Annotated in this window: 11 protein-coding genes; 5 read left to right on the top strand and 6 right to left on the bottom strand. The window is 64.0% G+C overall.

Annotation, left to right across the window (positions count from 1 at the left end):
- Positions 1–85: 85 nt before the first annotated feature.
- Both IGX34_RS02800 and IGX34_RS02795 read right to left on the bottom strand, forming a co-directional pair.
- The gene (locus IGX34_RS02800; protein WP_192554132.1) at positions 86–2,260 is read right to left on the bottom strand and encodes a primosomal protein N'; all 2,175 of its coding nucleotides are present in this window, start codon (positions 2,258–2,260) and stop codon (positions 86–88) included.
- Between the two features lie 398 nt (positions 2,261–2,658).
- Complete coding sequence (locus IGX34_RS02795) at positions 2,659–3,855, bottom strand: DUF3667 domain-containing protein (RefSeq protein ID WP_192554131.1); 1,197 nt, start codon at positions 3,853–3,855, stop codon at positions 2,659–2,661.
- A 118-nt stretch (positions 3,856–3,973) separates the two neighbouring features.
- Here IGX34_RS02795 and IGX34_RS02790 point away from each other — a divergent pair, with 118 nt between their 5' ends.
- Together IGX34_RS02790 and sppA are read left to right on the top strand one after the other, a co-directional pair.
- The gene (locus IGX34_RS02790; protein WP_192554130.1) at positions 3,974–5,380 is read left to right on the top strand and encodes an MATE family efflux transporter; all 1,407 of its coding nucleotides are present in this window, start codon (positions 3,974–3,976) and stop codon (positions 5,378–5,380) included.
- 54 nt (positions 5,381–5,434) lie between these two features.
- Positions 5,435–7,318, top strand: coding sequence for a signal peptide peptidase SppA (sppA, locus tag IGX34_RS02785; protein ID WP_192554129.1), 1,884 nt, complete (start codon positions 5,435–5,437; stop codon positions 7,316–7,318).
- A gap of 37 nt (positions 7,319–7,355) precedes the next feature.
- Here the strand turns inward: sppA and IGX34_RS02780 are convergent, their stop codons facing one another.
- Together IGX34_RS02780 and IGX34_RS02775 are read right to left on the bottom strand one after the other, a co-directional pair.
- On the bottom strand, positions 7,356–8,180 hold the full coding sequence (locus IGX34_RS02780) for an ABC transporter ATP-binding protein (RefSeq protein WP_192554128.1): 825 nt from the start codon (positions 8,178–8,180) through the stop codon (positions 7,356–7,358).
- Between the two features lie 2 nt (positions 8,181–8,182).
- Positions 8,183–8,395: a hypothetical protein gene (locus IGX34_RS02775; RefSeq protein ID WP_192554127.1), complete on the bottom strand. Its 213-nt coding sequence runs from the start codon at positions 8,393–8,395 to the stop codon at positions 8,183–8,185.
- A gap of 80 nt (positions 8,396–8,475) precedes the next feature.
- Between IGX34_RS02775 and IGX34_RS02770 the strand changes: the two genes are divergently transcribed.
- Entirely contained in the window at positions 8,476–9,258 is a 783-nt protein-coding gene (locus tag IGX34_RS02770; RefSeq protein WP_192554126.1) for an SDR family oxidoreductase, read from the top strand.
- A 126-nt stretch (positions 9,259–9,384) separates the two neighbouring features.
- Here IGX34_RS02770 and IGX34_RS02765 read toward each other — a convergent pair whose 3' ends face one another.
- Positions 9,385–10,011: a DUF4124 domain-containing protein gene (locus IGX34_RS02765; RefSeq protein WP_192554125.1), complete on the bottom strand. Its 627-nt coding sequence runs from the start codon at positions 10,009–10,011 to the stop codon at positions 9,385–9,387.
- Between the two features lie 59 nt (positions 10,012–10,070).
- Positions 10,071–11,015, bottom strand: a complete 945-nt coding sequence (locus IGX34_RS02760; protein ID WP_192554124.1) for a DegV family protein — start codon at positions 11,013–11,015, stop codon at positions 10,071–10,073.
- A 294-nt stretch (positions 11,016–11,309) separates the two neighbouring features.
- Between IGX34_RS02760 and IGX34_RS02755 the strand changes: the two genes are divergently transcribed.
- Both IGX34_RS02755 and IGX34_RS02750 read left to right on the top strand, forming a co-directional pair.
- The gene (locus tag IGX34_RS02755; protein WP_192554123.1) at positions 11,310–12,098 is read left to right on the top strand and encodes an AMP nucleosidase; all 789 of its coding nucleotides are present in this window, start codon (positions 11,310–11,312) and stop codon (positions 12,096–12,098) included.
- A gap of 515 nt (positions 12,099–12,613) precedes the next feature.
- Positions 12,614–15,688: a TonB-dependent receptor gene (locus tag IGX34_RS02750; protein ID WP_225737148.1), complete on the top strand. Its 3,075-nt coding sequence runs from the start codon at positions 12,614–12,616 to the stop codon at positions 15,686–15,688.
- Positions 15,689–15,719: the final 31 nt, after the last annotated feature.

The raw sequence follows: 15,719 nt of genomic DNA, 5'->3' as shown, positions 1-15,719 counted from the left end.
GCAGCGTAACCCGACGATCCGTCTTCGTAGCGACATCGTTGGGTTACGCTGCGCTAACCCAACCTACGCATCGCGCGGGTTTGGATCAATACAAATCCACCGGATCCACATCCAGCGACCAGCGCACTTTGCGCGCACTGGGCAGCTGCGCAAGCTGCAACGACCATGGCCGCACCGCCATATGCAGATCGCGCCGGCTGGGCGATTCCACCAGCAGTTGGCCGCGCTGGCGTCCGGCCCGCACCGGCATCGGTGCAGGCATCGGTCCGGCAATCTGCAGTGCATCGGTATCGGGCAACGCAGCGCGGGCTTCGCCGAGAAAGGCGTCGACGGCCATGCGCTGATGCGCTTCCGCGCGCAGCAGCACTTGATGGCCATGCGGCGGCAGGCCGGTCTGTCGGCGTTCGACCAGCAGTTCCTTGGCTGCCACGGCGTAACCTTGCGCCAGCAGGCTGCGCAGCAGCGGATGATCCGGATGATGTGTCTGCAGCAGCACGCGGCCGGGCTTGCGCGCGCGGCCGGCGCGACCGGCTACTTGCACCACCAATTGCGCCAAACGTTCGCTGGCACGGAAATCCACGCTGAGCAGACCTTCGTCCACGCCGACGATCGCCACCAGGGTGAGATTGGGCAGATCGTGGCCCTTGGCCAGCATCTGGGTGCCGACCAGGATTGCCGGCGCATCCTCATGCAGATTGGCCAGCAATTGCTCGAAGGCGTCGCGTCGTCGCGTGGTCTCGCGGTCGATGCGCAGCACCGGTGTTTGCGGGAATTGCGCGGTAAGCGCTTCTTCCAGGCGCTCGGTGCCCTGGCCTTGCGGCTTCAGCTCGTTGCTGCCGCACGCCGGGCATGCGGCTGGCACGGCGGCTTGATGATCGCAGTGATGACAGATCAGGCGGCGCCAGGCCGCGTGCAAAGTCATCGGATGTTCGCAGCGCGGGCATTCGGCATGCCAGCCGCAACTGTGGCATAGCAGCACCGGTGCGTAGCCGCGGCGATTGCGGAACACCAGCGCCTGTTCGCCGCGCGCCACGGTGTCGCCGATGGCGTGCAACAGGGCCGGCGACAGGCCGTGTTCGAGCCGCTGCGCGCGCATGTCGATGATCTGCACTTGCGGCGGACGCGCCGTGCCGGGACGTGAGCGCAGGTGCAGTGCCTGATAGCGACCGGCTTCGACGTTGGCCAGGCTTTCCAGCGAGGGCGTGGCCGAGCCCAGCAGCACCGGCACGTTCAAGGCGCGTGCGCGCACCAGGGCAAGGTCGCGTGCGTGATAGCGAAAGCCTTCCTGTTGTTTGTAGGCGCCGTCGTGTTCTTCATCGACGATGATCAGGCCCGCCTGCGGCAACGGCGTAAACACGGCCGAGCGCGTTCCCAGCACCACTTTCGATTCGCCCGAACGCATGCGCAGCCAGGCACGCGCGCGTTCGCCTTCGGCCAGGTTGGAATGCAGCACTTCCACCGGCACGCCCAGGCGTTCGCGCAGGCGGCGCACGGTTTGCGGGGCCAGGCCGATTTCCGGTACCAGCAACAAGCTTTGCTTGTCCTGCGCCAGCGCCTGTTCGATCAGCGCGAGATACACCTCGGTCTTGCCGCTGCCGGTAATGCCATCGAGCAGGAACGGCTGAAAACGATCGAAGGCCGCCGCGACGGCCTGCACGGCGACCGCTTGTTCGGGATGCAGGGCCGGTGCGGCCAGCGCGGGTTGCGCGGTCGGCGACAGCGACTGTTCGCCGCGCTCGATCAGGCCGGCCTCGGCCAGGCGGCGTGCGGCGGCGCGCCACTCCGGCAACGCGATATCCAGATCCGCCGCGGGCTGTGGTCCGTTGGCCAGCGCCTGCAGCAAGGCGCGGCTGCCTCCGCGGCGGCTGCCGGCATCCAATGCGCTCATGCCGGCGATGCTCAGCTGCCACACCGGCTCGCGTGTTTCCGGCAGCGGCTTGTCCTCGCGCAGCAGCAGCGGCAGTGCGTTGGCATAGGCTTCGCCGGGGGCGCCCAGCCAGTAGTCGGCGGCCCAGGCCAGCGTCTGCATCAATTCGGCATCGAGCAGCGGCGCATCGTCCAGCACCCGCAGCACGCGCTTGAGCCGTGCGCTGCCTACTTGCGCTTCGACCCCGGCCGCGACCACCACGCCCACTGACTTGCCGCGCCCGAACGGCACCAGCACACGGCTGCCCACCGCCGCCTCGCCGCTGACTGGCGGCAGGTAGTCGAACAAGGTGGGCAGGGGAACCGGCAGGGCGATGCGGAGGGCGGATGGCATGGTCGAGATCGGGCGCGCTACCGGCTCAAGTGTATCGCGCAGCCGGCAACGCACGGGTCCGGATGGCGAAGGATGTTGCGTCGAAGGCTTGCCTGCGAGTGATGCCTTGTCATCTAGGAAAAACGGCTAAGTGGCTCAGCGACACGTGGTTTTTCCTTTATCCACAAGATCTGTGGATAAGTCTGTGGATGTACCGTTGAGAGGGGGGCTTAACACGCGCCAGAATGGACCTTATGACAAGCTGTTCAAGTTTTGATCAGCTAAAAATAGTCAATATTTTCAGTGGATTGCGCCAAAGCATCGATCTTGTCCTAGCCGACTCCACGACCTGGACACACGGATATGTCAATCCCTTGACGCTGTGCAAAACCGACCTTTCCGGCCCCGGAAAATGACAATCAGTGGGCCAGGCCGAGCATCGCCGCCAGACTGAGGACAAAGGTCAGCAGCCAGAAATAGCACCAGCCGATCAGCCAGAATTTTACGAAGGTCATCAGGCCGCCCTGGCGGTAGACCCGCTTCTGCATCAGGAACAGGTAGACCGGCAGCCACAGCATCAGCGCCCCCTGGCACAGGCCCAGCGCCCAGCCGGTCCAGGCCGCATGCGGGCGCAGCCAGGTGGAGAGCATGCCGGCCAGGGTGATCAGCATCAGGCTGAGGAAGATGAAGGCATGGCTGTGCAGGGAGACGATCAGGTGCTCCATGTACAGCCGGCGCTTGAACAGATAGAACAGGGTCAGCAGCAGCGCGAAGCACGGCATCATCACCAGCATGGTCTCGGGCAGCTCGCTGAACACGTTGGTGATCAGCCGCTCGCGCGCCTGGGTACGCTGGGCCTCGGTGCCGTGGAACAGCTCGTGCATGTTGTCGATCATGTGCTGGTCCAGCACCGTCAGCCGCTCGTTGGCGAAGGCGGGCAGCCAGTGGATCGACACCGGCTTGACGGTCCAGTCGGACGGCTTGTCACTGTAATCGTCATCGGCCGAACTGGCCGGGGCAGGGGCCGCCTTGGCGGCTGAGGCGGTCGCCGCGGGCACGCCCAGGTCGTGCAGGCGCTGCGCGGCGTCGGCGCGGTATTGCTGCTCGCTGCGTTCGACCTGAGCGGCGATGGCCGGATTGCCGCCGGGCCGGGCATTGGACTCGCGCAGGGCCTCCAGGCTGGCCAGCTTGCGGGCCAGGTCCTTGCGCACCACGTCGGCGTTGTGGTCTTCGTCGAAGTTGCTGGCCGCGCCGCTGATCAGGTCCTGTTGGTGGCGCTGGCCGGCACGCGAAGAGATCACGTCCGCTGCCAGGTGCATGGTGAAGAACGACAGCAGGCACAGCACGAACATCAGCCGGAACGGGGCGATATAGCGCACGCGCCGCCCGCTGAAATATTCCAGGGTGAGAAAGCCCGGCTTGAGGAACAGCGGCGGCAGGGTGTGCAGGATGCGGCCGTCGATATGCAGCACCGTTTCCAGGAATTCTTCCAGCAGCCCGTGCACCGGGCGCAGCACGCTGTGCACCGACTGGCCGCAGTGGTGGCAGTACTCGCCTTCCAGCGGCGTGGCGCAGTTGGCGCACTTCACGCCTTCGAACGACGTCAATTCCTTCATGCCCCGATCCCCTTCGGTACAAGCCCGCGATCTTGGCATATGTGTACGGTTTTTACCGCTGCCGGCCTGAAGCATGCGGCCTGGTGTGTACAATGAACGGCTACGGAGAGCTCATTCCATGCCCGCCTTCCATCTCGACCGTGCCCGTGTGTCACGGGAGATCGGCGCTACCGTGCGCCTCGCACTTCCGCTGATCTTCGCCCAGTTGGCTGCCATCGGCAGCAATGTGATCGATGCCGTGCTGGCCGGTCACGTGGGCGCGCACGTGCTTGGCGCAGTGGCGGTGGGCGCCAGCATCTGGTCGCTGGCGCTGGTCTCGGGCATCGGCATGATGATGGCGGTGCCGCCGTCGATTTCGCAGCTGGATGGCGCCGGCCGCCGGCATGAGGCCGGGGCGGTGTTCCGCCAGGCGGTGTGGCTGGCGCTGGGCATGGGCGTGGTGCTGTGGTTTGCAGTGCGCCATGCCGAGCCGCTGATCAAGCTGATCGGCGTATCCCCCGGCCTGTATCTGGACGTGGGCGAATTCCTGCGCGCCATCAGCTGGGCGGCGCCGGCGCTTACCTGTTATTTCGCGCTGCGCGGCTTGTCCGAAGGACTGTCGCTGACGCGCCCGTCGATGTATTTCAGCTTCGGCGGCCTGTTCCTGCTGGTGCCGCTGGGCTATATCTTCATGTTCGGCAAGCTGGGCCTGCCGCCGCAGGGTGCGCGTGGCTGCGGCATCGCCACGGCCACGGTGCTGTGGCTGGAGATGCTGGCGTTCGGCATCTATGTGGCCTGCCATCGCAGCTATCAGGGACTGGGTCTGTTCGAGCATTTCGAGTGGCCCAATCTCAAGCGCATCGGCGCGCTGATGCATATCGGTTTTCCGATGGCGGTCACCTTGCTGGCGGAAGGCGGCCTGTTCGTGGCCGCCGCGCTGCTGATCGGCACCATGGGCGAAGACGTGGTGGCCAGCCATCAGGTGGCGCTCAACGTCGCGTCGCTGTTCTTCATGATTCCGCTCGGGCTGGCAATGGCGATCACCGTGCGCGTCGGCAATGCTGTCGGCCGCGGCGATGCGGCGGGCGTGCGCTATGCCGGCTTCTGCGGCATCGGCCTGACCCTGGTCACCCAGCTGATCTCGGCCGGGCTGATGCTGGGCGTGCCGCATCTTATTGCTTCGCTTTACACGCATGATCCTGCGGTGATCGCGCTGGCTTCGCAGTTGCTGCTGCTAGCCGGGCTGTTCCAGTTTTCGGATGGCATCCAGGTCGCCTCCAACGGCGCCTTGCGCGGGCTGAAGGATACGCGTGTGCCGATGGCGATCACCTTGTTCGCCTACTGGATAGTGGGCATGCCGGTGGGCTGGTGGCTGGCCTTCCATCTCGGCCTGGGCGCACGCGGTATCTGGATGGGCCTGATCGCCGGCTTGAGCATGGCCGCGGTGTTGTTGTTCACGCGTTTCTGGCTGAGTTCGCGCCGGCCGCAACCCGGGACGTTTGGCCCTGTCACAACGTCCACCGCGGATGCCACGATTCCCTCATGACCCGGACCGTATAAGCGGCTACGCTCACGGTCGACCAAGAGGATCGATGGATTTATGACGACACCCCCGCCCTTGCGCCAGGCGCGCCAGCCGAATGGATTCTGGGCTTTTCTGCGCGTGTTCGGCCGCGGCCTCAATATGGTGAGGCTGGTGCTGATCAACCTGCTGTTCTTCGGCTTTCTGTTTCTGTTCCTGCTGGTGATCTTTGCGATCGGCGCGACCAGGCACAACATCGATATCCAGGACAGCAGCGTGCTGGTGCTGAAGCCGCAGGGGCGGCTGGTGGAGCAATACAGCATCAATCCGATGCAGCGTGCACTGTCCAAGCTTTCCGGCAACGAGCCCAAGGAAGTGCAGCTGCGCGATCTCACCGGTGCGATCGATGCGGCGGCGAAGGATGCGCACATCACGCGCATCGTGCTCGATCCCAGCCAGCTGCAGGCCAGCGGTTTTGCCGCGCTGACCGAAGTAGGCGCCGCGCTGGACCGCTTCCGCGCCGCCGGCAAGCCGGTGGTGGCGTGGGCGTCGAATCTGGATCAGTACCAGTATCTGCTGGCGGCGCACGCCGATCGCATCCTGCTCGATCCGCAGGGCGGCGTGCTGATCACCGGCCTGGCCAACTATCGATTGTTCTACAAGGATCTGCTCGACAAGCTGGGCGTGCAGGTCTACCTGTTCCGTGTCGGCCAGTTCAAGAGCGCGGCCGAGCCTTTCATCCTCAATCACGCCTCGCCCGAATCCAAGGAAGCGGACGGTTACTGGATGGGCGGTCTGTGGGACGGCTACATCGCTACCGTGGCCAAGCTGCGCAAGCTCGATCCGGCGGTGGTGCGAGCGGACATCGACCAATTGCCCGATCGCATTGCCGGCGCCCAGGGCGACTTGGCCAAGCTGGCGTTGGACGAACATCTGATCGATGGCCTGGCCACGCGCGAGGAATTGATCGAAACCCTGCGTTCGCAGGGCGTGCCCGCCGGCAAGGACGGCCATGGCATCCGCGGCGTGACCCTGGACCGCTATGCCGCGGCCATGCCCACGCGCGACAAGCTCACCGGTGCGGGTGTGACGGTGGTGGTGGCCGAAGGCGAGATTTCCGGCGGTGAGCAGCCGGCCGGTTCGATCGGCGGCGAATCCACCGCGGCGCTGATCCGCAGCGCACGCCAGGACAAGCGCACCAAGGCGCTGGTGCTGCGGGTGAATTCACCGGGCGGCGAAGTGTATGCCGCCGAAGAAATCCGCCGCGAGGTGGCGCAGACCCGCAAAGCCGGCATTCCGGTGGTGGTGTCGATGGGTGATGTGGCGGCCAGCGGCGGCTACTGGATCGCGATGAATGCCGACAAGATCTACGCCGAGCCCAACACCATCACCGGCTCGATCGGCATCTTCGGCATGTACTACACCATCCCCAACGCGCTGGCCAAACTCGGCGTCAGCAGCGATGGCGTCAGCACCACGCCACTGGCCGGCGCGTTCGATATCAGCCGGCCGCTGGATCCCAAGGTGGGTTCGGTGATCCAGTCGGTGATCAACAAGGGCTATCACGATTTCGTCGGTGGCGTGGCGCAGGCGCGCGGCAAGGACTACACCGCCATCGACGCGATTGCGCAGGGCCGCGTGTGGACCGGCGAGCAGGCCATGCAGCGTGGCCTGGTCGACCAGCTGGGCGGTTTGAATACCGCCATCACGCAGGCGGCGGATCTGGCGCATCTGGGCAAGGATTACGCCGTGCGCTACCAGGAACAGCCGATGGGCGCGTTCGAGCGCTTCGTGGTCAGCCTCAATCAGACGGCGATGGTGGCGGGCTTGCAGGGCTATGGCGTGAAGCTGCCGAGCTGGGTGGCGCAGTTGCCCGCACTCGCCCCGGAACTGCAAATGCTGCGCACGGCGCAGGCGGGCCAGCCGAACGTGTATTCGTATTGCTTCTGCTCGCCGCACTGACGTTCTACTCCCTCTCCCCGCGGGGAGAGGGAGCGCGCTACAGCACTTCGGCGCTGTAATAGTCGCCCCGCCGTCCGACCTGCATGCGCATGCCGAATGCCGCGCTCAGCGCAGCGTCGGTCAGCACCTCCGTCTTGCGTCCTTCCTGCAGCAAACGGCCTTCGCGCAACAGCAGCACATGCTCGATCTCCGGCAGGATTTCTTCCACGTGATGCGTGACCAGCAATAGCGTGGTGCCCTGGCGGGCGAGCTGACGCAGGCTTTCGAGAAAGCGGCGGCGGCTGGCCGGATCGAGGCCGGCGCAGGGTTCGTCCAGCAGCAGTGCGCGCGGTCGATGCACCAGCGCCCGCGCAATCAGCACGCGCCGTGCCTCGCCGGTGGACAGGCTGGCCATCTCGCGGCCGATCAGTGGCGAGGCATCCATCTGCGCCAGCGCTGCATGCGCACGTTCGCGCATCGGCGGCGTGATCTGGTGATCCAGCCCCAGGCCGCGTGCGGCAAAGAAACCCGATACCACCGCATCGAACACTTCCAGCGGCGCATCGCTGGTGTAGTCCAGCTGCAGCGCGGGCGAGACGATGCCGATCAGACTGCGCAATTGGCTGACGCTCCAGCGCTCGCGCCCGAACACGCGGATCACCGGCGTGCCGTCGCCGCGCGCCAGCGGATAGAGCTGGCGCGCGATCAGCCGGATTAAGGTGGATTTGCCCGAGCCATTGGCGCCGAGGATGGCGGTGTGCTGGCCGGTGGCGAGGCGCAGGCTGAACTGGTCGAGGATCAGCTGCTCGCCGCGCATCACGCTGGCCCGGTGAATCTCCAGCAGTGGCGCGGCGGTATCAATGGCGTGAGTGCTATCCAACATGCTTACTGCGTCTGCTGCTGGATCTGCTTGTCCTGGTCGGCGGCCTGTTTGTCGGCCATCTTCTGCACGTCCTTGGCGCGCTGCTCATCCTGCTTCATGGCCGCCCACGGTGCAGCCGAGGTGGCTGCTGCCGAGGGATCGGACTGCGGTGCGGGCAGCTTGTTGCTGCATGCGGCAAGGCCGAGCAGGCACAGCAGGGCGGCGACGGTTTTCATGGCAATGGCCTCGGGCAGCGATGCGGGAGAGTGTCCCGCCATGCGCGGTCTGGAACAAGCTGTTCCTGTAAGCTGCGCGCATGAATAACCGCATCGACGCGTGGCAATTGCAGGATCACACCGCCTTGATCACCGGTGCCAGCAAGGGCATCGGCTATGCCGCTGCACGCGAACTGGCCGGATTGGGCGCCGATCTTCTGCTGGTGGCGCGCGACGAGGATTATCTCGAGCAGGTATGCGTGGAACTGGCCGATGATTTTCCCGGCGTCGAGGTGTTGTCGTTTGCGGCCGATGTAAGCGTGACTGAAGATCGCATGGCCGTGTTCGACTGGATCGCCGATCTGGAAGTGCCGCTGTCGCTGCTGATCAACAATGCCGGCGGCAATGCGCCCAAGGCCACGCTTGATTATCAGCCGGACGAATACCGCGAGATCTTCGAGCAGAACCTGTTCTCGGCTTATGAAATGTGCCGCCTGGCGCATCCGTATCTGGCGCAGCACGCGCATGCGGCGATCGTCAATGTCGGTTCGGTATCCGGCGTCACCCATGTGCGCACCGGTTCGCCGTATGGCATGACCAAGGCGGCGCTGCACCAGCTCACGCGCAATCTGGCGGCGGAATGGGCGATCGACGGCATCCGCGTCAACGCCGTCGCGCCGTGGTACATCCGCACACAGCGTTCGGAACCGGCGCTGGCCGATGCGGATTATCTGGACGAAGTGCTCGATCACACGCCCCTGCGGCGCATTGGCGAGCCGGAAGAAGTCGCTGCGGCGATTGCTTTTCTCTGCCTGCCTGCGGCGAGCTACATCACCGGGCAATTGCTGGCGGTAGACGGCGGTTTTCTCAACTACGGCTTCTGAGCCGGGCCGCCGGCAGTTTTCCACAGCGATTGGGGACAGCCTGGTAGCAAACCTGTGGACAACTTTCTGCAGGCGTTGCGCGACAAGTATTTGCGTCGGCTTGCGCACATGCTGCACAGGTTTTGCTCAGCAACGATTGAGCTGGGCGAGCAAATCTTTTTCGCGCTGGAGCAGCGGCGGCTGATCGCTCTTGAAAGCGCGCGACAGCTTGCTTTCGTTGGCGTCGTATTCGTCGCGCAATTCCGAGCAGGTGTCTTGCGGCGTCATCGCCTGGCAACTGTCCTGCACCAGCACGTAGTGGCTGGCGATGGTGGCGGCGTTGGCGGCGCCGCGGCCGGGCGGCGCATAGGTATGACCGAGCGGGGTAGGCACGATGCCGGTCACGGCGAGCGGCGCGTAATACGGCTGCGGATCGCCATTGCTGCTGATGTAGCTGTTCTTGTTGACAGCGTTGATGCAGCGGTACATCGGCGCGGGCGGCGTGCGCAGCGGGGCCGGTGCAGGCGCGGCGGCGACGGTTGCTGCAGGGGCCGCCTCGTCCGTGGCAGACGCAGGCGGCGGGGGAGCGGGCTCCTTGTCCTCCAACTGCAAGGTCTGCTGCTGCTGACCATGCGCGCAGGGTTTGTCCTGATAAACCACCTGCCCCTGGGCTGAGACACACTTATATGCAGTGGTATCGGCCTGGGCCGGCGTAGGTGCACGCAGCGCCAGCAGAAGCAGTGCAACCAGCAACAGGGCGGACAGGCGATTCATGCCGCAAGAATAAAGGAGGTTGGCAGCGCGCGACCCGGCAGCCGCCGGCCGGATGGCGGTCAGAAGTCGACCTGGTGTTCTTCGGCGGCGAAGCCGACGGTCACCGCGCCTTCACCCACATTGACCATGCCGGTGATGCTCATCGGCGCCTGCATCAGGGTCACGCCGTATTCTTCGCAGGTCTGCGCCAGCTTGTCGTAGCCGGGCAGCTTGGGCAGCTCGGCCAGGTCGCCACCATAGGCAGTGCACATCACCGGGACCAGCAGGCCGGCGCGCACGCGGTCGGCGGCGTACTGGAACAGGGTCTCGCAGCCGTGCTCCCAGCCGCGCACCTTGCCGACCGGGCTGGTGTCGCCGCGGTAGCCGCGCAGCAGTGGCTTGATGTCGAGGGTGGAACCGAGCACGGCACTGAGCAGGCCCACGCTGCGGTCGCCTTTCTTCTTGGCGCGCGCGCGCAGGTAATAAAGATCGCGCGGCAACATGTAGCCGTAGGAGTTTTCGGCGATATAGGCCAGGCGCTCGCGGATCGCCGCCGGCGTTTCATTCGCCTGCATCAGGCGTACTGCCTCGATCACGCAGGGAGCGGAACCGGCGAACAGGCTGCGCGTATCCATCACGCGCATCAGGAACGGCCCGGTGATGCCGGCCGGTTCGCGCACCTGGCGGTAGTTTTTCAGTACCGCAAAGCTGGCTTTCACCACGTGGTCGTAGATCGGGCTGCGCGTGGCGGTGATGGTGAGGCAGAACACGCAGTCCTTTTCCAGCACCAGTTTTTCCAGGAACAGCTTCTGCACGTCTTCCACCGAGCAGGGCTCGGTTTCCGCCGAATGGCTGCGGCTGCCCAGCTTGAGGCTGAGAAAGCGCTGGATTTCGGCGGGGTCGCGATTGTCCTTGAAGGTGGAGCTATCCACCCGCACCGCGATGGGCATGACGGCGATGTCGTGCTGTTGCAGGAAATCCTGCGGCAGATCGCAGGACGCATCGATAGCCAAGCCCATTCGCATCTTGCCACTCCCTCACCTTGTCATGGCGTGCGGAACATAGCACGCGTTATCAAGCTGTGATTGTCGCAGTGCGCCAAGGTTCCATGGCACCCGGCCACACGCTTGCACGACCTGCGTTGAAGGTATGCGTGACGACGGTAGCGGCATGTATAGCCTTTGCATAGGTGATGCATGCTGCCGCCCGGCGTTCATCGATAACCTCTAAAATGGCGGGGCTTCTATTTGGCATTCCGCCGGCGTGGCGTCGCCGGTCATGCGCAGCGATGGCTCGCTGCGCTCTGCTCAAGAGCACCTATGAAGACCAAACAAGAGATCGTAAGCAACTGGCTGCCGCGTTATACCGGCGTGCCGCTGGAGCAGTTCGGCCCGCATATTCTGCTGACCAACTTCGGCCACTATGTGGACCTGTTCGCCGAATGGCACGGGGTGGAAGTGCAGGGACGCGATCGACCCATGCCCAATGCCACGGCCGATGGCATCACCATGATCAATTTCGGCATGGGCAGCCCCAATGCCGCGACCATGATGGACCTGCTCGGCGCGATCAGCCCGAGCGCCGTGCTGTTCCTGGGCAAATGCGGCGGCGTCAAGAAGAAAAACAAGCTGGGCGACTTGATCCTGCCGATCGCGGCGATTCGCGGCGAAGGCACCAGCAACGACTACCTGCCGCCCGAAGTACCGGCGCTGCCGGCGTTCCAGCTGCAGCGCGGCGTGTCGACCATGATCCGCGACCTCGGCCACGACTACTGGACCGGCACTGTCTACACCACCAACCGGCGCGTGTGGGAGCACGACGAAACCTTCAAGGAATACCTGCGCCGTACCCGCTGCATGGCGGTGGACATGGAGACAGCCACGATCTTCGCTGCCGGCTTCGCCAACCACATTCCCTGCGGGGCGCTGCTGCTGGTGTCGGACCAGCCGATGATCCCGGAAGGGGTGAAGACCGAGCTGAGCGACCGCAGCGTCACCGCCCAGTACGTGGAGGCGCACATCCGCGTCGGCATCGAGGCGCTCAAGCTGGTCCGCCGCAACGGCCGAAGTGTTAAGCATCTGCGATTCGAGGAAGATCCGATCGAGTGATCGGCGCGGCGACGGTGGCCCGGAGCGCCCATTTGGGCCTTCTCCGGGTTTACCTGGATGTTGTTACAGGGTGATGTCTCCGTCAGTTCGACGACAAAAACGCGCTATTTCATGACGCAATTTCTTGCGGCTATTGTCGGTTTTTATGAACGGCCGGCCCGGTAAATTCCGAGCCGGAAAGGCTTTTTATAATTCGTAATTTCTTGCACAAGAAGCGTAATTTTTTGCCGTTGACTTTCTGTTATTTGGAACCGTATGTTCGGCGCATCAGATTGCTAAGCAGTGGTTAAGTAGAGGCTCGCTGACCAAACAATCTGTTGGGGATGGGGACGATCAAACGTCGTGTTTTTCGCAGTCAGGGCCATAAGGCCCGGCTCGGCAAAGGAAGGCCAGCGACGGCTGATCCGTTTTAAAAAAATTCTTGCCGCTGGGGGTTTTACCGCATGAGTATTAAAAAGCTTGCGCCCGCATCCAGGATGCCGGTGCGTCACACTGCGTTGGCTGTGGCTGTTGCCATGGGATTCGGTTTTTCAGGGAGCGTTCTCGCACAGTCGACCAATGGCACGATCTTCGGCCAAGCGCCGGTTGCCAGCGGTGAAACGGTGCAGATCATCGGTGGTTCGGGCTACAACCGTACCGTGCCGGTCGACAAGTCGGGCCGCTACAGCATCACGCTGCCGGTGGGTACCTATGACGTCACCCTGATGCAGAACGGTCAGGCCGTGCAGACCAAGAAGGGCGTGACCGCCCTGGCTGCCGGTAACGTGAACGTGGACTTCGTCGCCGCTGCCGGCGCCGCTTCGTCCAGCAACGCACAGAATCTGTCGTCGGTGATGGTGACCGCCAATGCGATTCCGCCGATCGACGTGAGCTCGACGCAGGAAAGCACGGTTATCACCTCCGAGCAGCTGAAGAACCTGCCGTTGGCCCGTACCGGTGCGGCGATCGCCTTGCTGGCGCCGGGCACCGTGCAGGGCGCGAGCGCGCTCGGCGGCGGCCCGACCGGTGAACCGCTGGTGTCGTTCGGTGGTTCGTCGGTGGTTGAAAACGCGTACTACATCAACGGCTTCAACACCACCGATCCGCTGTCCGACTCGGGCGGTATCACGCTGCCCTACGGCGCGATCGCCCAGCAGGAAACCCTCACCAACGGTTACGGTCCGGAATACGGTCGTTCGACCGGCGGCGTGATCAGCCAGGTGGGCGCGAGCGGCACCAACACGTGGCACTTCGGTGGCGCAGTGTTCTGGTCGCCGTCGGGTGCCAATGGCACGCAGGCAAACATGTACTACCGCAACCCCGCCATCACCTCCGGGTCGACGGCTCCGGGCAGCCTGCTGCAGTACCGCAATGACAACTCGCAGTGGGAACAGATCTACGACGCCTACGTCGGCGGCCCGCTGATCAAGGACAAGCTGTTCTTCTTCATCGCTGCCGAAGCCGATCATCGCGATACGGACAACGTCAGCGCGAACAGCGGTACGCCTTACGAGTACCAGAACAAGTACTCCAATCCGAAGTACTACGCGAAGTTGGACTGGAACATCACCGATTCGAACATTCTGTCGCTGACCGGTATCAAGTCGACGGAAAACTACAACGGTGACTACTACAACTACGACTACGCCACCCGTAGCGAAGGCGCGTTCGCCGGCTACAACACGTTCTTCAAGAACAACTTCAACCTCGGCATCGCCAAGTTCACGTCGTACATCACCGACGACCTGACCTTGAACGTGCTGTACGGCAAGATGGACGGCACGTACTACTCGACTACCCCGGGTACCGCGTCCTCGCTGCCGGCCATTGCTGGTGCGAACTATCAGAACCCGGCTTATTGCCCGGCTCAGAACTGCACCAACAGCCAGCTGTACGCCGACGTCACCAACCCGAACCACAAGTCGGAAGAAACCAACCTGCGTTTTGACCTGAGCTACAAGCTCGGCGATCACAACATCCAGGTTGGTATCGACAACCAGACCACGCGCGACATCAACGACGGTTCGATCCCGACCGGTCCTGGCTACTACTGGAACTACGGCCCCGCCACCCCGGGCCAGGCGATCGTGGGCAACAACCCGAACGCCGCTCCGTACGTCGCCCCGATCGGCAGCGAGTACTACGTCGAAAAGACTGTCTACATCACCAGCGCATCGGTGGAAGTGGCACAGCGCGCGCAGTACATCAAGGATACCTGGCAGGTTACGCCGAACATGTTGTTGAACCTCGGTCTGCGTAACGACCAGTTCACCAACTACAACCCGGTCGGCGAAGCCTATGTGCGTCTGACCAAGCCGCAGTGGGCCCCGCGCCTGGGCTTCAGCTGGGACATCCTCGGCGACTCGAGCATGAAGCTGTTCGCCAACGCGGGCCGCTACTACCTCGCGCTGCCGACCGGCGTGGCTCTGCGTGAAGCCTCGGCTTCGACCTATACCGGCCAGTACTACACCTATACCGGTATCGACGGTAACGGCGCTCCGACCGGCCTGACCGCGATCCCCTCGATCGGCCAGACCGCAGGTCCGGGCGTGCCGGTGTCGGCCAACAACGAGTATGGCCAGCCGCTCGACGCTTCCACGGTTGCGGCGCGCAATCTGAAGGCTGAGTACCAGGATTCCTACGTCTTGGGCTTCCAGCAGCAGATCAACCCGTCGTGGGATTACGGCGTAACCGGTACCTGGACCAAGCTGGGCCGCATCATCGACGATACCGGCGAAGGCCAGTACGCGATCTGCGACGCCGTCATGGCTCAGAATCCGGGCCTGGCCGGCCAGACCGGCGGCAACTGCGCCAACGGCGGTCCGCTGAACGCCAACGCCAGTATCCTGATCAACCCGGGTTCGACCGAGTACTACAAGCTGCAGAACGCCAACGGCGGTTACGCCTACGGCTGGGTCAGCCCGTCGCAGCTGCTGTATCCGCCGGCTTACCGCAACTTCTACTCTCTGGAGCTCTTCCTGGAGCATCCGTGGGATGGCAAGTGGTGGGCGAAGGTGGACTACGTCTACTCCAAGAGCTACGGCACCACCGAAGGTCCGACCCAGTCGAACATCGGCCAGGGCGGTACTTCTCAGTCGGCGACCGAGCAGTGGGACTACGGCCAGGTGATGTCGGCCGCCAACGGCCTGCAGTCGAACAACCGCAAGCATGTGCTGAAGGCTTACGGTACCTACCAGTTCCTGCCGGAATGGTCGATCAGCGGCGTGCTGCAGATCGCTTCGGGTACCCCGGCTTCGTGCCTTGGCTTGTACGGTCCGAACGAAAGCAACCCGGGCCTGGGCTACGGCGTGGGTGCCTACCACTGGTGCGGCGGCGTGCCGACCCCGGCGGGCAGCACCGGCTTCACTCCGTGGATCCACACGCTGGACCTGACCTTGGAATATCGCCCGCTGTGGGCGGACAAGAAGCTGGGCTTCCAGCTGCAGGTTCGCAACGTGACCAACGAGCAGAAGATCACCCAGTACCAGGCAGACTTCGGTACCGTGGCTTCGCCGAACGCGCTGTACAAGTCGGTGTACCAGCTGTCCAACGGCGCCGCGGCAGTGGAAGCTCCGCGTACCGTGCAGGTCGGCGTTACCTACGACTGGTAAGCGTCAAGCAAATACAACGTGGCTGGCTTCT

The organism is Dyella acidiphila, assembly GCF_014863405.1.
Taxonomy (GTDB): Bacteria; Pseudomonadota; Gammaproteobacteria; order Xanthomonadales; family Rhodanobacteraceae; genus Dyella_B; species Dyella_B acidiphila.
The sequence above is the reverse complement of the archived record's forward strand: the minus strand, read 5'-3'. Positions and strand labels throughout refer to the sequence as shown.

What these genes read in the sequence shown, in the direction of transcription:
- IGX34_RS02790 (WP_192554130.1), top strand. Translation starts at nt 3,974, where the DNA reads ATGCCCGCCTTCCATCTCGACCGTGCCCGTGTGTCACGGGAGATCGGC.
- IGX34_RS02795 (WP_192554131.1), bottom strand. Translation starts at nt 3,855, where the DNA reads ATGAAGGAATTGACGTCGTTCGAAGGCGTGAAGTGCGCCAACTGCGCC.
- IGX34_RS02780 (WP_192554128.1), bottom strand. Translation starts at nt 8,180, where the DNA reads ATGTTGGATAGCACTCACGCCATTGATACCGCCGCGCCACTGCTGGAG.
- IGX34_RS02765 (WP_192554125.1), bottom strand. Translation starts at nt 10,011, where the DNA reads ATGAATCGCCTGTCCGCCCTGTTGCTGGTTGCACTGCTTCTGCTGGCG.
- IGX34_RS02760 (WP_192554124.1), bottom strand. Translation starts at nt 11,015, where the DNA reads ATGCGAATGGGCTTGGCTATCGATGCGTCCTGCGATCTGCCGCAGGAT.
- IGX34_RS02775 (WP_192554127.1), bottom strand. Translation starts at nt 8,395, where the DNA reads ATGAAAACCGTCGCCGCCCTGCTGTGCCTGCTCGGCCTTGCCGCATGC.
- IGX34_RS02755 (WP_192554123.1), top strand. Translation starts at nt 11,310, where the DNA reads ATGAAGACCAAACAAGAGATCGTAAGCAACTGGCTGCCGCGTTATACC.
- sppA (WP_192554129.1), top strand. Translation starts at nt 5,435, where the DNA reads ATGACGACACCCCCGCCCTTGCGCCAGGCGCGCCAGCCGAATGGATTC.
- IGX34_RS02750 (WP_225737148.1), top strand. Translation starts at nt 12,614, where the DNA reads ATGGGATTCGGTTTTTCAGGGAGCGTTCTCGCACAGTCGACCAATGGC.
- IGX34_RS02800 (WP_192554132.1), bottom strand. Translation starts at nt 2,260, where the DNA reads ATGCCATCCGCCCTCCGCATCGCCCTGCCGGTTCCCCTGCCCACCTTG.
- IGX34_RS02770 (WP_192554126.1), top strand. Translation starts at nt 8,476, where the DNA reads ATGAATAACCGCATCGACGCGTGGCAATTGCAGGATCACACCGCCTTG.